The sequence below is a fragment of the Streptomyces virginiae genome (assembly GCF_000720455.1).
Lineage (GTDB): Bacteria > Actinomycetota > Actinomycetes > Streptomycetales > Streptomycetaceae > Streptomyces > Streptomyces virginiae.
In genome coordinates, this window is record NZ_JOAK01000027.1 from 16194 (window position 1) to 32913 (window position 16720).

15 protein-coding genes are annotated in these 16720 nt (G+C 70.9%); all 15 read left to right on the top strand.

Going from position 1 to position 16720, the window contains the following annotated elements; all coding sequences use genetic code 11:
* Position 1 precedes the first annotated feature (1 nt).
* The 15 genes from IG86_RS0130745 to IG86_RS0130815 all read left to right on the top strand — a co-directional run bounded on the left by IG86_RS0130745 (position 2) and on the right by IG86_RS0130815 (position 16708).
* Positions 2-1825 (top strand): AGE family epimerase/isomerase, encoded by a 1824-nt coding sequence (locus IG86_RS0130745; RefSeq protein WP_030830323.1) that lies wholly within the window; start codon positions 2-4, stop codon positions 1823-1825.
* Positions 1826-1862: 37 nt separating this feature from the next.
* Positions 1863-2207 carry an STAS domain-containing protein gene (locus IG86_RS0130750; RefSeq protein WP_030656304.1) on the top strand — a complete coding sequence of 115 codons (345 nt, stop codon included), beginning with the start codon at positions 1863-1865 and terminating at the stop codon, positions 2205-2207.
* Positions 2204-4351: a glycogen debranching protein GlgX gene (glgX, locus tag IG86_RS0130755; protein WP_030901299.1), complete on the top strand. Its 2148-nt coding sequence runs from the start codon at positions 2204-2206 to the stop codon at positions 4349-4351. Before IG86_RS0130750 ends, glgX begins: the two co-directional genes overlap by 4 nt.
* Before the next feature lie 16 nt (positions 4352-4367).
* Complete coding sequence (locus tag IG86_RS0130760; RefSeq protein WP_030830330.1) at positions 4368-4679, top strand: STAS domain-containing protein; 312 nt, start codon at positions 4368-4370, stop codon at positions 4677-4679.
* Positions 4680-4693: 14 nt separating this feature from the next.
* Positions 4694-5149, top strand: a complete 456-nt coding sequence (locus IG86_RS0130765; protein WP_030901301.1) for an ATP-binding protein — start codon at positions 4694-4696, stop codon at positions 5147-5149.
* Positions 5131-6390 (top strand): PP2C family protein-serine/threonine phosphatase, encoded by a 1260-nt coding sequence (locus IG86_RS0130770; RefSeq protein WP_051785513.1) that lies wholly within the window; start codon positions 5131-5133, stop codon positions 6388-6390. The genes IG86_RS0130765 and IG86_RS0130770 overlap by 19 nt, the downstream gene beginning before the upstream one ends.
* Positions 6391-7134 carry a MinD/ParA family ATP-binding protein gene (locus tag IG86_RS0130775; protein ID WP_030830338.1) on the top strand — a complete coding sequence of 248 codons (744 nt, stop codon included), beginning with the start codon at positions 6391-6393 and terminating at the stop codon, positions 7132-7134.
* Positions 7135-7203: 69 nt separating this feature from the next.
* A complete protein-coding gene (locus IG86_RS0130780) occupies positions 7204-7944 on the top strand; it encodes a type 1 glutamine amidotransferase domain-containing protein (RefSeq protein WP_051785514.1) in 741 nt (246 codons plus the stop codon).
* A 45-nt stretch (positions 7945-7989) separates the two neighbouring features.
* On the top strand, positions 7990-9474 hold the full coding sequence (locus IG86_RS0130785) for an aldehyde dehydrogenase family protein (protein ID WP_030901303.1): 1485 nt from the start codon (positions 7990-7992) through the stop codon (positions 9472-9474).
* A gap of 25 nt (positions 9475-9499) precedes the next feature.
* Positions 9500-10114, top strand: coding sequence for an NADPH-dependent F420 reductase (locus IG86_RS0130790; RefSeq protein WP_030830345.1), 615 nt, complete (start codon positions 9500-9502; stop codon positions 10112-10114).
* Positions 10111-10623 (top strand): (2Fe-2S)-binding protein, encoded by a 513-nt coding sequence (locus IG86_RS0130795; protein ID WP_234348875.1) that lies wholly within the window; start codon positions 10111-10113, stop codon positions 10621-10623. The genes IG86_RS0130790 and IG86_RS0130795 overlap by 4 nt, the downstream gene beginning before the upstream one ends.
* A 5-nt stretch (positions 10624-10628) precedes the next feature.
* Complete coding sequence (locus IG86_RS0130800; protein ID WP_030901305.1) at positions 10629-13034, top strand: xanthine dehydrogenase family protein molybdopterin-binding subunit; 2406 nt, start codon at positions 10629-10631, stop codon at positions 13032-13034.
* Positions 13031-13861 carry an FAD binding domain-containing protein gene (locus IG86_RS43775; RefSeq protein WP_030901307.1) on the top strand — a complete coding sequence of 277 codons (831 nt, stop codon included), beginning with the start codon at positions 13031-13033 and terminating at the stop codon, positions 13859-13861. Before IG86_RS0130800 ends, IG86_RS43775 begins: the two co-directional genes overlap by 4 nt.
* 91 nt (positions 13862-13952) lie before the next feature.
* Positions 13953-15173 carry an MFS transporter gene (locus tag IG86_RS0130810; RefSeq protein WP_030901312.1) on the top strand — a complete coding sequence of 407 codons (1221 nt, stop codon included), beginning with the start codon at positions 13953-13955 and terminating at the stop codon, positions 15171-15173.
* Complete coding sequence (locus IG86_RS0130815; RefSeq protein WP_052714474.1) at positions 15170-16708, top strand: ATP-binding protein; 1539 nt, start codon at positions 15170-15172, stop codon at positions 16706-16708. Before IG86_RS0130810 ends, IG86_RS0130815 begins: the two co-directional genes overlap by 4 nt.
* Positions 16709-16720: the final 12 nt, after the last annotated feature.

Sequence of the window (16720 nt, forward strand, 5' to 3'; positions counted from 1 at the left end):
CATGGCGGACGCCGTGAGCTTCTCCTTCTCCGACACCATCGCGGGCTACGTCGTCCGCTTCGACTCCGGTACGCGCCTGCTGCGGCTGAAGACCTCGGACGGCCGGGAGTTCGACATCTCCCTCGCCGGCGACCCCAGCGCCGAGCTGGTCCGCAACCTGGACGAGCCCTACATCGACGCCTCCGGGCACATCGACGAGATGCTCTCGCCGGGCCGGTTCCTCTTCGTCTACGGCGTGCACTACCCCGAGCACGGCGGCCGCTTCGACGCCAAGCGCCTGGTGTTCCTGGGCCGCGGCGCCGAGGACTACCGCTTCGAGGAGGGCAGCTGGTGGATCAAGCAGATCGAGTCGCTGGCCGACTTCTACAGGCGGGCGCAGTTCGGCGACGGGCCGGTGGACTTCACCGAGTACCGCACCGAGATCCGGCTCGGCGGTGACAAGACCGCCAGCCACGTCCAGGAGACCGACACCATCTCCCGCCTGGTCTACGGCATGGCCTCGGCCTACCTGCTGACCGGCAAGGACGAGTACCTGGAGGTCGCCGAGCGCGGCACCGAGTACCTGCGCAAGCACATGCGGGTCGTGGACGGCGAGGAGGACGTGGTCTTCTGGTACCACGGCATCAGCGTCGACGGGGACAGCGAGCGCAAGCTGTTCACCTCGGAGTTCTCCGACGACTACGACGCGATCCCGATGTACGAGCAGATCTACGCGCTGGCCGGTCCCATCCAGACCTACCGGGTCACCGGCGACGTCCGGATCAAGAACGACGCGGACGCCACCATCCGGCTGTTCGACAAGTTCTTCTTCGACCCGGAGCAGGGCGGCTACTACTCCCACATCGACCCGATCCTCTTCAGCGCGGACCACGAGTCCCTCGGCGAGAACGCCGAGCGCAAGAACTGGAACTCCGTCGGCGACCACGCCCCCGCCTACCTGATCAACCTGTACCTGGCGACGGGCGACCAGAAGTACGCCGACTTCCTCGAGTACACCTTCGACACGATCGCGGACAAGTTCCCGGACTACAAGAACAGCCCCTTCGTCCAGGAGCGCTTCAACCGCGACTGGTCCCACGACAAGGCGCACAGCTGGCAGCAGGACCGCGCGGTCGTCGGCCACAACCTGAAGATCGCCTGGAACCTGATGCGGATGAACTCGCTGAAGGCCAAGCCGGAGTACGAGGAGCTCGCCAGGAAGATCGGCGAGATCATGCCGGCCGTCGGCAGCGACGTGCAGCGCGGCGGCTGGTACGACGTCGTGGAGCGCGTGAAGCAGGGGGACCAGGAGACGTATCGTTTCGCCTGGCATGACCGCAAGGCCTGGTGGCAGCAGGAGCAGGCGATCCTCGCCTACCTCATCCTGAACGGCACCGTCGGCGGCGACGCGAACCTGCGCGAGGCCCGGCAGGCGCAGGCCTTCTACAACACCTTCTTCCTCGACCACGACGAGGGCGCCGTCTACTTCAACGTCCTCGCCAGCGGTACTCCGTACCTGCTCGGCACCGAGCGGCTCAAGGGCAGCCACTCGATGTCCATGTACCACTCGGCGGAGCTCTGCTACCTCGCCGCCGTCTACAACAACCTGCTCATCAACGGCCGGGAGATGGACTTCCACTTCCAGCCCGACCCGACCGGCCTGCCCGACCGCATCCTGCGCGTCTCGCCCGACCTGCTGCCCGCCGGCTCGGTGCGGATCGCGTCCGTGGAGATCGACGAGAAGCCCTACACCGACTTCGACGCGGAGGCGCTCACCGTGCGCCTGCCCGACGTCCAGAGCCGCGTCAAGGTGAAGGTCCGGCTGCGGCCGACGGCCAAGAAGTAGCGCTCAACGGGGGGCGCCCCAACCAGAGGGGAATGCAATGACTCTCAACGTCAAAGAACGCCGGAACAAGACGGGCACCGTGCTCGTCGCCACCGGTGAGATCAACAGCGAGACGTCCGGCACGCTGCTCCAGTCCCTGCTGCCGCTGGTCCGCGAGGGCAAGCCGCTGCGGATCGACCTCACGGCGGTGACCTACGTCTCCAGCGCGGGCCTGCGCACCCTGCTCGTCGTCTACCGCGAGGCCCAGCACGCCGGTGTGGCCGTCACCCTCTACGGGGTGAGCGAGGAAGTCCGGTTCGTCATGTCGGCCACCGGCTTCCTCGACTTCTTCGAGACCGGCGAGGCCGCCGCGGCCGCCGCCAAGGCCAAGGCCGCGCGATGAGCGAGACCCGGTCCGAGCAGGTCCTGCGCGTCGACGCGTACCCGACCCACGAGGTGGGCGGGTACCGCGTCCGCGCCGGCAAACCGTTCCCCTTCGGGGCCAACGTGGTCCCCGGCGGGGTCAGCTTCTCCGTCTTCTCCGACCAGGCGACCTCCATGACCCTGGTCATCTACAAGCGCGGAGAGCCCGAACCCATGGCCGAACTGGAGTTCCCCGAGGAATTCCGCACCGGCAGCGTGTTCGCCATGACCGTCTTCGGCCTCGACCACGAGAACATCGAGTACGGCTACCGGGCCGACGGCCCCTACGATCCGGTCACCGGCCACCGCTTCGACGCCCGCCAGGTCCTCTCCGACCCCTACGCCCGGCTGATCGCGGGCCGTGACGTGTGGGGCGTGGAGCCGGACTACAGCCGCGGCTACCAGTACCGCTCCCGCGTCTGCCTCCAGGACTTCGACTGGGGCGACGACACCCCGCTGGGCATCCCCGCCGAGGACCTCGTCGTCTACGAGGCCCACGTACGCGGCTTCACCCGGCACCCCAACTCCCAGGTCACCGCACCCGGCACGTTCGCGGGACTGCGCGAGAAGATCCCGTACCTGAAGGAACTCGGGATCAACTGCATAGAACTGCTGCCCGTGTTCGAGTTCGACGAGAGCGACAACCCGCGCTCCAACCCGGAGACGGGCGAGAAGCTCTTCGACTACTGGGGCTACAACACGGTCTCCTTCTTCGCGCCCAAGGCCGGCTACGCGGCCACCGGACGCTACGGAATGCAGGGCGACGAGTTCCGCACACTGATCAAGGACCTGCACGCGGCCGGCATCGAGGTCATCCTCGACGTCGTCTTCAACCACACCGCCGAGGGCAACGAGCAGGGGCCGACGATCTCCTTCAAGGGGCTCGACAACGCCACCTACTACATGCTCACGCCCGAGGGCTACTACTTCAACTTCAGCGGCACCGGCAACACCGTCAACTGCAACCACCCCGTCGTACGCAACTTCGTCCTCGACTGCCTGCGCCACTGGGTCGCCGACTACCACATCGACGGGTTCCGCTTCGACCTCGCCGCCATCCTCGGCCGGTCCCTGGACGGCACCCCGCTGCCCAACCCGCCGCTCCTGGAACTGCTCGCCTACGACCCGGTCCTGCGGCACACCAAGCTCATCGCCGAGGCCTGGGACGCCGGCGGCCTCTACGAGGTCGGCAACTTCCCGGCGTACGGCCGCTGGGCGGAGTGGAACGGCAAGTACCGCGACACCGTGCGCCGCTTCCTGAAGGGCGATCCCGGAGTCACCGGTGAACTGGCCACCCGCATCGCCGGCTCGCCCGACCTCTACTCCAGCCGCGGTACCGCCGCCTCGGTCAACTTCCTGACCGCGCACGACGGCTTCTCCCTCGCCGACCTGGTCTCCTACAACGACAAGCACAACGAGGCCAACGGCGAGGGCAACAACGACGGCGCCAACGACAACAACAGCTGGAACTGCGGCGCCGAAGGCCCCACCGACGACCCGGCGGTCAACGCCCTGCGCGCCCGGCAGATGAAGAACGCCCTCGCCATCCTCCTCACCAGCCAGGGCATCCCGATGATCCTCTCCGGCGACGAGGTCGGCAGGACCCAGCAGGGCAACAACAACACGTACTGCCAGGACAACGAACTGTCCTGGTTCGACTGGGACCAGGTCGACGACAACGCCGAACTGCTCCGCTTCACACGCGAGATGATCGCCTTCCGCAAGCACCACCGCGAGCTGCGCTCCACCTCCCACCCCACCGGGCGGGTCCGCGAGCACCTGGGCCTGCCCGACATCAGCTGGCACGGCGAGCGGGCCTGGCAGCCCGACTGGTCGGGGGAGAGCAGGCTGGTGGCGGTCGCCCGCTGCGGCGCCGGGGACGACGACGTGGTGTACGTGGCCATGAACTCGCACTGGGAGTCGCACGACCTGGAACTGCCCGCCCTGCCCGGCGGGCGCAGCTGGCACCTGTTCGCCGACACCGGGGCCGAGGCACCGCACGACATCACCACCCCGGGCACCGAGCCGGAGCTGGACAACGCCGGCAAGTACCTGATCGGCCCGCGTTCCGTGGTCATCCTGGTGGGCCGCACCAACGACCCCGACGAATCCGACACGCCCTGACCGAAGGAGACCTGACATGCCGCTTTCCGTGTCCCTGAGCATCGAGGGCGACACCACCGTGATCGACCTGTCGGGCGAGCTGGACGCCGAGACCGCACCGGACTTCCACCAGACCATCGAGAAGGCCGCCGGCCACGGCACCACCACCATCGAGATCAGGATGGCCGGCGTCGGCTACATGGCCAGCGCCGGACTGCGCTCCCTGGTCTTCGCCCAGCAGAAGATCGCCGACAACGTCACCATCAAGGTGGTCGGTGCCATCGAGCCCGTCTCCCGGACCATCCGGACGGCCGGCCTCGACCGCAGCATCGTCATCTCCGATGAGTGACGACCGTGAGTGACATGGTCGAGCTGGCGAGAACGCCCGTCGTACTGGAGGTGCCCGCGACGGTCGGGGCGCTGGGCGACATCGCCGCGTTCGTCCTGCGGCTGGCCGGACGGGCGGGGCTCGGCAAACGCGCCTCCTACCGGCTCCGGCTGGCCGTCGACGAACTGGCCACGAACATCGTGATGCACGGGTACCGGGGCGGCGACGGACGGATCACCGTCCGCGGCCGCTCCGGCCCCGGCGGGGTGCAGATCACCATCGAGGACTCCGCCCCCGCCTTCGACCCCGTCGCGGGCCGCCTGCCGCCCTGCCCCGGGGTTCCCCCACAGGACCGGCGGATCGGCGGCCTCGGCATCCACCTGGCCCTGACCAGCGTGGACGAGTTCGCCTATGCGTACAGGGACGGCCGCAACATCAGCACGCTGACTGTGAAGGCTGAGGGGACGGACCCATGCCCTCCACGACCGTGATCATCCTCGACGCGGACCCGGCACCACCGCCCGAACTGCTCGACGCCCTGCGGACGATGGACGCGTCCCTCGTCACCCGCACACTGACGGAGCTGCGCGAAGGACCGCTGGAACTGCTGCCCGTCGCGGACGTGCTGCTCGCCCCGGCCGAGTCCGACGGGGACGCCGTACGGATGGCCGTGCGCCGGCTGCGCCGCTGGGCCGGGGCGCCCATCGTGGTCGTCTGGACCGTGACGGAGTTCGCCGCCCTGGAGGAACACGTCCGGATCGGGCACGACTACCTCGTACCACCCTTCCTCCCCGCCCTCGTCGGGGCACGGCTGCACAGCTGCTCGGAGCGCGCCGGACTCGGCCGCACCCTGCGGGAGGCCGACGCCCGCGCCGAACTCATGGGCTACGAGAAGGAACTGGAGATCGGCCGGGAGATCCAGGCGGGCTTCCTGCCCGAATCACTGCCCGTCCCCGACGGCTGGGAGATCGACGTACGCTTCCGGCCCGCCCGGCAGGTCGCCGGGGACTTCTACGACGTCTTCGAGATCTCCCGCGGCCGCCGGCTGGCCTTCGTCGTCGCCGACGTCTGCGACAAGGGGGTCGGCGCGGCGCTCTTCATGGCGCTCATCCGCTCCCTGCTCCGGCACACCGCGCAGAACAGCGGACTCCAGCACCTGGTCGCCGCCGGACGGGCCGGCGGCAGCCGGCGGATCCCGGTCGTCGGCGCCACCCCGCTGCTCAACGCGGTCACCGCCACCAACGGCTACCTCACGAGGAACCACCTGCGGCAGGGCTACTTCGCCACCCTGTTCTTCGGGGTCCTGGACCCGCTCACCGGCAGCCTCGTCTACATCAACGGCGGCCACAACCCGCCCCTGCTGCTGCCCGCCGACGGCAGCCCGCCCGCCGCTCTGGACATCACCGGACCGGCCGTCGGGGTCCTGCCCGACTGCGTCTACACGCTCGGATACGCCCAGCTGGACCCGGGCGACACCCTCTTCGTGTTCACCGACGGAGTCCCCGAGGCCCGCTGTCCGAACGGCAGCTTCCTCGGCGACGAACGGATGCTGGAACTGCTCGCCGGCCCGCCGGTGAGCGGCAAGGACGTCGTCGACCGGATGGACCTGGCGGTGCGCGAGCACACCGGCACGGCCGAACAGCACGACGACGTCACCATGCTCGCGCTGCACCGGCCACGTACGGCGCGGGGGCCGTACGCGGACGGCACCGGCCATCAGGTGGTGGCCTAGATGACCCGCACCATCGTGGTGCACTCGCACCGCGGCGGTACCGGGAAGTCCTCGGTACTGGCCAACCTCGCGCTGCTCATCGCGGCCGGGGGGCGCCGGGTGGGGGTGGTGGACACCGACATCCAGTCACCCACCCTGGACCTGCTGTTCCGGCTCGGCCCCGGACCCTCCCTGGCCGACTACCTGCTCGGCCGCTGCGAGATCGAGGCCGCCGCCCAGCCGGCCGGCGTGCCCGGGCTGTACGTCGTACCGGCCCGGACCGGGACGGCGGCGCTGCGGGAGCTCATGGCCGGCGGCTACGACGTGGGCCTGCTGCCCGAGGGCTTCGACCGGCTGGCCGAGCACTACGCCCTGGACGTACTGCTGCTCGACACGCACGCCGGGCTCAACAACGAGTCGGTGACCGCGATGGCGAGCGCCGACGTACTGATGATCATGGCCCGGGCCGACCGGATCGACCTCTCCGGGGTCGAGGAGACCATCGCCCTCGCCGGCCGCCTGGCCTGCCGGCGGACGCTGGTGCTGAGCATGGCACCCGCGGGCATGGACCGGGACGCGGCCCGGCGGCGCTCCGAGGAGGTCTACGGCGCACCCGTGGCCGGAATCCTTCCCTACTCGCCGGAAATGGCCTCCCTGTACGGGGAGCGCATATTTGCAGAAGCCCATCCCGACCACCCCCTGGTCGGTGAATTCCGCACCATCATCTCGGCGTTGGACGCACGTGACGAAGTATCGCGGGCCTGACGTCACCCCCTTACGCCCCCTGCGGGGGGCGTGTTGAATCGGCAGCGAATCCAGAACAAGGAGAGAATCATGAAGATTCTCGTCGTCATGACGGCCAAGGCGACCCTGCACCTGCTGGACGGCGAACAGCATCCCTCGGGATTCTGGGCAGAGGAATTCGTCGTTCCCTTTTCGCTCTTCAAGGCCGCCGGCCACGACGTGGACGTGGCGACCATCGCGGGCCGCCCGCCCACGGTCGACCTGACGAGCATCGACCCCCAGTTCCTCCAGTGGGTCCGGCCCCAGGGTTCACCCGACGAGGACGCGGCCAACGCGGCCGAGTACGTCCGGGTCATCGAGAACACCCCCCAGCTGAAGGCTCCGCTCGCCCTGGAGTCCCTCACCGAGAAGGACGTCGCCGACTACGACGGCGTCTACGTCAGCGGCGGCCACGGCGCGATCGGCGACCTGCCCAAATCCGATGAACTCGCCCAGATCCTGCGCTGGGTCATCGCCCAGGACAAGCCCCTCGCCACGGTCTGCCACGGCCACACCTCGCTGCTCGCACTGCGCGACGGCGAAGGCCGCTGGCCCTTCGAGGGCTACCGGATGACGGCCTTCTCGCACGACGAGGAACTGGTCACCAACATGGCCGGCCGGCTCCCCCTGATCCTCGAGGTCGAACTCACCCGGCTCGGCGCCCGCTACGAGAAGGCCGCCGCGATCTGGGACTCGCACGTGGTCGTCGACCGCAAGCTGACGACCGGCCAGAACCCGTACTCCTCCAAGGCCCTCGCGGAGACGTTCTTGAGCCAGCTCGCGAAGGGCTGAGGGGACACCCCACCCCCGCCCCGCATCCGACACCGGAAGGCAGCCATGACCAAGCGTGAGCTGAGCGGCCCGCCCCTCGCCAACCCCGGGAAACTGTTCATCGGCGGCAAATGGGTCCCGGCCCGGGACGGCCGTACCGAGCCGGACATCAGCCCGGTGGACGGCCAGGAGATCGTGCCGGTCGCCCAGGCCGCCGCGGCCGACGCGGACGCGGCCGTCGCCGCCGCCCGCACGGCGTACGAGGAAGGTCCGTGGAGCAGACTGTCCGCCCAGGAGCGGGCGCTGCGGCTGAACCGGGTCGGTGAGCTCATCGAGCGCGACCTGGAGGAGATCGCCCTGCTGGAGACCGTGGACATGGGCAAGCCGTTCGCCTTCTCCAGCACGGTCGACGCCCCCATGGCCGCCCAGCTCATGCACTACTACGCCGGGGCCGTGACCCGCGTCGACGGTTCCTCGCGCGCCCCGGCCGGCGGTCAGCTCGCCTACACCCTGCGCGAACCGCTGGGCGTGGTCTGCGCGATCACCCCGTTCAACTTCCCGCTGCTGCTGTCGATGACGAAGATCGCACCGGCCCTGGCCGCGGGCAACACCGTCGTCCACAAGCCCTCCCCGGCCACCCCGCTCACCGCGCTGAAGATCGCCGAGCTGTTCCAGGAGGCGGAGATCCCCGACGGGGTGCTGAACGTGGTCACCGGCCCCGGCGTGGAGCTGGGCGAGACCCTCACCGGCCACCCCGACATCGACAAGATCGCCTTCACCGGGTCCACCGTGGTCGGCCAGTCGATCATCCGCAAGGCGGCCGGCACCCTGAAGAAGGTGACGATGGAGCTCGGCGGCAAGTCCGCCAACATCGTCTTCGCCGACGCCGACCTCGACGCCGCCGAGGAACTCGCCTTCTTCGGCATCTACTACAACAAGGGCGAGATCTGCACCGCCGGATCCCGGCTGCTCCTCCAGCGCCCCATCCACGACGAGCTGGTGGAACGCCTCGTGCGCCGCGCCGCCGCCCTCAAGCCCGGCGACCCGCGCGACCCGGCCACCCTCTTCGGGCCCCTGGCGCACCGCACACAGTTCGACAAGGTCAGCTCCTACATCGAGGTCGGCGAGAAGGAGGGCGCGGTCCTGCGGACCGGCGGCACCGGGTGGACCCCCGAAGGGGCCTCCGCCGAAGGCCTGTACTTCCTCCCGACCGTGTTCACCGGCGTCGACAACGGCATGCGCATCGCCCAGGAGGAGATCTTCGGCCCGGTCCTGTCGATCATCCCCTTCGACACCGAGGAGGACGCCGTACGCATCGCCAACGACAGCGCGTACGGCCTCGCCGCCGGCGTCCACACCAAGGACCTGCGCCGCGCACACCGCGTCGCCTCGCAGATCAAGGCCGGCACGGTCTGGGTCAACTGCTACAACCAGTACGACCCCTCGGTGCCCTACGGCGGCTACAAGGCCTCCGGATTCGGCCGCGAATGCGGGCCCGAATCCCTGGAGAGCTACACCCAGACCAAGTCGGTCTGGATCGGCATGGACTGAGACACCCCCTTTCCGAGGAGCGTCAATGCGTACAGGCATCATCGGCACCGGGCGTATCGGCACGGTCCTCGCGAGGATCCTCGTGGCGGCGGGCCACCAGGTGGTCCTCGCCAACGCCCGGGGCCCGCAGACCCTCGGCCCGCTCGTGGCCGAGCTGGGACCGGCGGCCTCGGCGGCGCACCCCGCCGAGGCCGCCGCCCAGGCCGAACTCCTGGTGCTGATGGTGCCGTTCGAACGCGTCCGCGGACTGCTCCCGCCACACGCCGTGCAGGACAAGGTGCTGGTGGACGCGACGAACGCGTTCGGCGGCCCCGGCGCCCCCGCCGACCTCGGCGGGCGCGGCTCCAGCGACCTGGTCGCCGAGTGGTATCCGGCCGCCCAGGTCGTGAAATCACTGAACACCATGCATTTCGAAACCCTCGCCGTCGCCGGAACCGCACCCGGAGAGCGCCTGGCACATTTCACCGCGGGCGACGACGTGAAATCGAAGGAAATCGTCGCGGGAATCATCACGGATCTCGGATTCGCCCCCGTCGACACCGGCCCGCTGCACTCCGGGGGAATTCTCCAGCAGCCCGGCGGGCCCCTCTTCAACCGGCCGCTCACGGAAGCGCAGGCGCTGGCATGGATATCACACTGAACGTGAACGGAAGACCCGAGCAGTTCTCGGCGCAGCCGAACGAACTGCTCGTCGAACGGCTCCGCGACGGCCTCGGCCTGACCGGCACCAAGGTCGGCTGCGACACCGGCCAGTGCGGCACCTGCGTGGTCCGCCTCGACGGCCGGTCCGTCAAGAGCTGCCTGGTCCTCACCGCATCCGCCGCCGGCGCCGAGGTGGCCACCATCGAGGGCGTCACCACCCGGGGCGGGGAACTGTCCGGCCTCCAGGAGGCCCTGCGCCAGGAGCACGGCACCCAGTGCGGCTTCTGCACCCCGGGCATGGTCATGGCCCTCGGGGAGCTCGTCGACGCCACCGCCGACGGCCCGGCCCCCACCGAGCCCGAGATCCGCGAGTGGCTCACCGGCAACCTGTGCCGCTGCACCGGCTACCACAGCGTCGTACGAGGGGTGCAGCGTGCCTGCGCCGCCACCCGCGACGAGGTGCCCGCCGGCTCCACCGCATCCACCGCAGCCGCACCGGAGGTGTGAGGGACATGACCACAGTGACGGGGGAGGCCCCGGCCGACCGGGGCGGCGTGCTCGGGCAGCCGCTCGACAGCCGCGAGGACCCGCAGCTCCTGCGCGGCGAGGCCACGTACGTGGCGGACATCGACCTGCCGGGCACCGCGCACATGGCCATCCTGGGCAGCCCGGTGGCCCACGCGAGGATCCTGTCCATCGAGACCAAGGCGGCCGAGCAGCTGCCCGGCGTGCTGAAGGTGGCCACCGCGGCCGACTTCACCGACGTCATGCCGCTGCCCTGCATCTGGATCCCCGGCGGGGTCGAGAGCCACTTTCCGCCGCACCCCTACGGACTTCCCGGCGCCCGCCCGGTCCTGACCGGCGACACCGTCCGCCACGTCGGAGACCCCGTCGCCGTGGTCGTCGCCGAGACCCCGCGGCAGGCCGCCGCGGCGCTGGCCGCCATCCACGTCGAGTACGAGCCGCTGCCCGTCGTCACCCGCGCCGACGAGGCCCTCGCCGACGGCGCGCCCCAGCTCCACGAGGCCGTGCCGGGCAACCTCAACGCGTACTGGACCTGCGGCGACAAGGACCGCACCGACGCGGCCATCGCCGCGGCCGAGGTCACCGTCGAACTCGACCTGGTCAACCAGCGCACCATCAACAGCCCCATCGAGCCGCGCGGAGCGGTCGGCGACTACAACCCGGCCACCGGCGAGTACACCCTCTACGCCTCCACCCAGGGCCCGCACAACCACCGCTTCCTGCTCGCCGCCCTGGTCCTCGGCATCCCCTTCAACAAGCTCCGGGTGATCGCCCCGACCGTCGGCGGCAGCTTCGGCACCAAGGGCTACCTGTACCCCGACATGCCCCTGGTCCTGCTGCTCTCCAAGGCGCTCGGCCGGCCCGTGAAATGGGTGGACACCCGCACCGGGCTGATGAACTCCACCGTCCAGGGCCGCGACCACCGCCAGCACGTCACCCTCGCCGGCACCCGCGACGGCCGCATCACCGCCGTGCGCTGCACCAGCTACGCCAACCTCGGCGCGTACCCCTCGACGATCGGCCCCGGCGTCGCCACCGCCCTGATGGGCCGCTCCATCAGCGGCATGTACGACATCGACGCCGCCTTCTGCGAGGTGTACGCCGCCTTCACCAACACCGTCTCCCTCGGCGCCCAGCGGGGCAGCGGACGCGCCGAGGCCGCCTTCCTCATGGAGCGGCTCGTCGACCGGTACGCCGGCGAGATCGGCATGGACCCGGCGGTGGTGCGGCGCAAGAACCTGGTGCCGAAGGAGAAGTTCCCGTACGACAACGGTCTCGGCTGGACCTACGACTCCGGGGACTACCAGCTGAACTTCGACAAGGCCATCGAGCTGGCCGGCTACGCCGACATGCCCGCCCGCAAGACCGAGGCCCGCACCCGCGGCAAGCGCCTCGGCGTCGGCATCGCCACCTACGTCGCGATCTGCGGCGTCGGCCCCTCCACCCGGATGTCGCAGGAGGGCATGCTCGGCGGGACCTGGGAGAGCGCGAACATCCGCGTCCACCCCACCGGCGAGGTCACCGTCACCGTCGGCTCCGCCTCCACCGGCCAGAGCCACGGAACGGTCTTCGCGCAGGTCGCCGCCGACGAACTCGGCATCGACCCCGACACCGTCCAGGTCCACGAGGGCGACACGCAGAAGGCCCCGTACGGGCAGGGCACCTACGGCTCCCGCTCCTACAGCATGGCGGCGCCCGCCGTCGCCCTCACCGCCCGCAAGCTCAAGGCCAAACTGGTCCGGGCCGGCGCCGTCTTCCTGGGCGTGCCCGAGGACAAGGTCGTCTACGAGAACGGCGGGATCCACGAGGAGGGCAACCCGGAGAACGCCAAGACCCTCGCCGAACTGGCCATGGCCATGTGGTACGGCTGGGGACTGCCCCCGGAGATCGAGCCCGCCCTGGACGAGACCACCCACTTCGACCCGCCGGACTTCAACTACCCCTTCGGCACGCACGTCGCCGTCGTCGAGATCGACGAACTGACCGGCGAGACCGAAGTGGTCGCCTACACCGCCGTCGACGACGCCGGGAACATCGGCAACCCGAAGATCGTCCAGGGGCAGATCGAGGGCAGCATCGTGCACGGCCTCGGCCAGGCCCTCATGGAAGTCGCCGAATACGACGAGAACGGCCGCCTCATCAGCGCCGACCTCGGCCACTACGCCCTGCCGCGCGCCGCCGACGTGCCGTTCTTCGCCCTCGACAAGACCGTCACGCCCAGCCCGCACAACCCGCTCGGAGCCAAGGGCGCGGGCGAGATCGCCACCGTCCCGCCCGCCGCCGCCGTCGTCAACGCCGTCGTCGACGCCCTCTCCGACCTGGGCGTCCGGCACATCGACATGCCGCTCACCCCCGAGAAGGTCTGGCGCCGCCTGAGAGGGGAATCCCAGTGATCCTCACCGAGTTCGACTACGCCCGCCCCACCGGCCTCGACGAGGCCCTGGCCCTGCTGTCCGGGACCCGCGGCGCCCGGGTGCTCGCCGGCGGCCAGAGCCTGCTGCCCGACCTGCGCACCGGAGCCGACAGCGCCCGGCTGCTCGTCGACATCCGCCGGCTCGCCGAGCTGCGCGGCACCACCCGCACCCCGGACGGCCGGCGCTTGCGCATCGGGGCCCTCACCACGCTCGCCGACCTCGCCGCCGACCCGCTGGTCCTCGCCGAGGCGCCGGAACTGGCCGCCGCGGCCCGTTCCAACGGCGACCCGCAGGTCCGCAACCTCGGCACCCTCGGCGGCAACCTGGCCGCCGCCGGCCGGCCCACCGACCTGCCGGTCGCCGCCATCGCCGCCGACGCCCTCGTCGAACTGGCAGGCACCGGCGGCCGCAGCACACTCCCGGCCGAGGAGTTCGCCGCCGGCACCGCACCCGCCGGCGAGGTCCTCACCGCCCTGCTGGTGCCCGCCGCCGGCGCGGCCGCCGCCTTCGAGAAGTCCGCCGACCGCGCCACCCGCTACCCGCTCTGCGCCACCGCCGTACGGATCACCCCCGACGGGCCGCGCATCGCCGTCACCGGCGCCACCCCCCGGCCCCTGCGCCTGCGCGGGGTGGAGGACCGGCTGCGCGGGGGCCCGTACAGCACGGAAGCCGTCCTCGCCGCCTTCCGCGCCGAACCCCGCGAGCTGTTCGTCCCCGGGCGCGGCACCTCGGCCGAATACCTCGGCCACCTCGCGGGGGTCCTCACCGCCCGAGCACTGCAGAGGGCCGAGCGGGCCCTCTCCTGACCGTCCGACCACGGGGCCCGACCAGGGGTCCATCACGGGGGAGTTGAGTGAAGCAGTGGCCGAACCGTCCAAAACGACCACGGGGGTAACCGTGCACCCAGCCGCCCACGCGGCCAGTGCGCCCAGAGGCTCCGGCTTCTGGGTGGTGGGCGCCGTCCTCGTGCTGCTGATGCTCTCCTCCTCCGTGCCCTCCGCCCTCTACGTGCTCTACCAGCAGAAGTGGGGCCTGTCCTCCGGCACGATCACGGTGGTCTTCGCCCTGTACGCGGTCACCGTGCTGGCGGGGCTCCTGCTCTTCGGCTCCCTCTCCGACACCCTGGGCCGGCGCCCGGTCCTGGGCGTCGGCCTGGTCCTGGCGATCGTCTCCATGGTCCTCTTCGCCGGAGCCCAGGGGCTCGCACTGCTCCTCGCCGCCCGCGCCGTGCAGGGTCTCGCCGTGGGCCTCGCCACCGGCGCGATGGGCGCGGCCCTGCTGGAACTCAGCCCCGCCCGACGGCCCGCACTCGGCGCCCAGGTCAACAGCGCCGGGCCGACCGTGGGCATCGGGCTCGGCGGGATCGGGGCCGGACTGCTCGTCCAGTACGCGCCCGCACCGACCGTCCTCAGCTACCTGCTGCTCATCGGGGCCTTCGCCGTCACCCTGGTGGGCGTCGTGCGCATGCGAGAGAGCGCTCCCGGCGCCGGCGGCCGGCTGCGGGTGGTCCCGCACCGGATCCACGTCCCGCAGGGCGCCCGGGGCCGCTTCGCCGTCCTCGTCCTGACCATCGTCGCCGTCTGGTCCGTGGGCGGCTTCTACCTCTCGCTCGGCCCGCACCTGGCCCTGTCCCTGCTGCAGTCCACCAACTACCTCGTCGGCGGGGCCACGGTCGCACTGCTCGCCGGCGCCGCCACCGCCGCCCAGCTCATGCTGGGCCGCACCGGGGCGCTGCGCACCGCCGTGCTCGGACTGATCGGCCTGCTCGCCGGACTCGCGCTGGTGCTGCTCGCGCTGGGCCTCGGCTCGGCCACCGTGTTCCTGGTGGCCACGGCCGTCCTCGGCAGCGGCTGGGGAGCCGCCTTCCTCGGTGCCTTCCGGGCGCTGAGCGGGCTCGCCGAACCGGCCCACCGGGGTGAACTGACCGCCGCCGTGTACGTCTTCGCGTACCTCGCGATGAGCGTGCCGGCCGTACTCGCGGGGATGCTGACCAACGTCCACGGCCTGCACCGCACCTCGGTCGGCTTCATGGCCGCCGTCGCCGCGGTGTGCGCGGTGGCCCTGCTGGCCACCCTGCGCCTGTCCGCCCGTACCAAGGCCGAGGGGAGCACCGCATGAACACACCGGGCATGACCGCGCCGGAGCTGCGCGCCGCCCTGCGCGGGCTGGAGGTCTTCGCCGGGATCACCGAGGAACAGCTGGACTGGCTGGTCTCGGTCTCCCGGCCGCAGGTCCTCTCCGACGGGGAGGTCCTCTTCCGGGACGGCGAGGAGGCCACCGGATTCCACGTGCTGCTCTCGGGCGGGCTCGTCGTCACCAAGGTCGTCGACGGCCGGGAGGAGGTCCTCACCCGGCACTCCACCGAGGAGGACAGCGCCGCCGCCGAGGACCACGACGGCAAGCCCCCGGCCGCCCACCGGTTCACCGGCGAGCTGCCGCTCCTGACGGACGGCGCCTACGTGGCCACGGCCGCCGCGAGCGGACCGTCGACCACGGTCGTGGCGTACCCCAAGGCGGTCTTCTTCGAGATGCTCACGCGCTGCCACGGGGTGGCCGCCGTACTGATCCCCGTCCTGGCCTGGCGCATCAAGTCCTCCGAGGTGCAGGCCCGCAAACGGGCCACCGTGGAGGCGCTCGGAACCCTCGCCGCCGGGCTCGCGCACGAGCTGAACAACCCGGCGGCCGCCGTCGCCCGGGCCGCGCAGGAACTGGCCCCCGCCCTGGACCGGCTCACCCGGACCGCGCAGGACTGGGGCGCGGCCGCCACCCCCGCCGAGCGCTCGGTCCTCGACCGGCTCACCGCGGAACTGGACACGCTGCCGCCACCCGTCACCACCGACCCGCTGGCCCAGGCCGACGCCGAGGAGGAGATCGCCGACTGGGCCGAAGACGCCGGCGCCGAACGGTCCGGTCTGCTCGGCTCGGGCGTCTCCGACCTCGGACTGGAACTGGACTGGCTGCTGCGGCGGACGGAGGGCGTCGGCAAGGAGTCCCTCGCCTGCGCGCTCGACCACCTGGCGGCGCTGCTGGAGATCCGCTCGCTCGCCGCCGAGCTGCGGGCCGCGGGTCCCAGGATCTCCCAACTCGTCTCCGCCACCCGGGATTACGCCAATCTCGACCGGGCGCCCGAGCAGCGCTTCCCGGTGACCGAGGGACTGGAGAACACGCTGGTCGTGCTGCGTGCCAAGCTCGACGGCATCAGCATCGTGCGTGCGTACGAACCGGACCTGCCCGAACTGACGGGCTATCCGGGCGAGTTGAACCAGGTGTGGACCAACCTGGTCGACAACGCCGTCGAGGCCATGGAGGGCGCCGGCGTGCTGACGCTGAGTGTCCGGTCCGAGGGCGTCTGCATGGTCGTGGAGGTCACCGACACCGGCCGCGGCATCCCCGCGGACGTCCTGCCGCGGATCTTCGAACCCTTCTACACGACCAAGGACGTGGGCAAGGGCACGGGCCTGGGGCTGCACCTCAGCTACCGCATCGTGACCCAGCGCCACCACGGGTCGCTCACCGCCCGTTCGCGGCCCGGCGAGACCCGGATGGTCGTCCGACTGCCCTTCGCCGGAAGCACCCAGTCCTGCGCCTCACCTGCGCAAACACCCGATACCGGCCCTGGAGCCACACCCGCCCCGGGCCCCTCTCCCCGCTGAAACGGAGTCGAC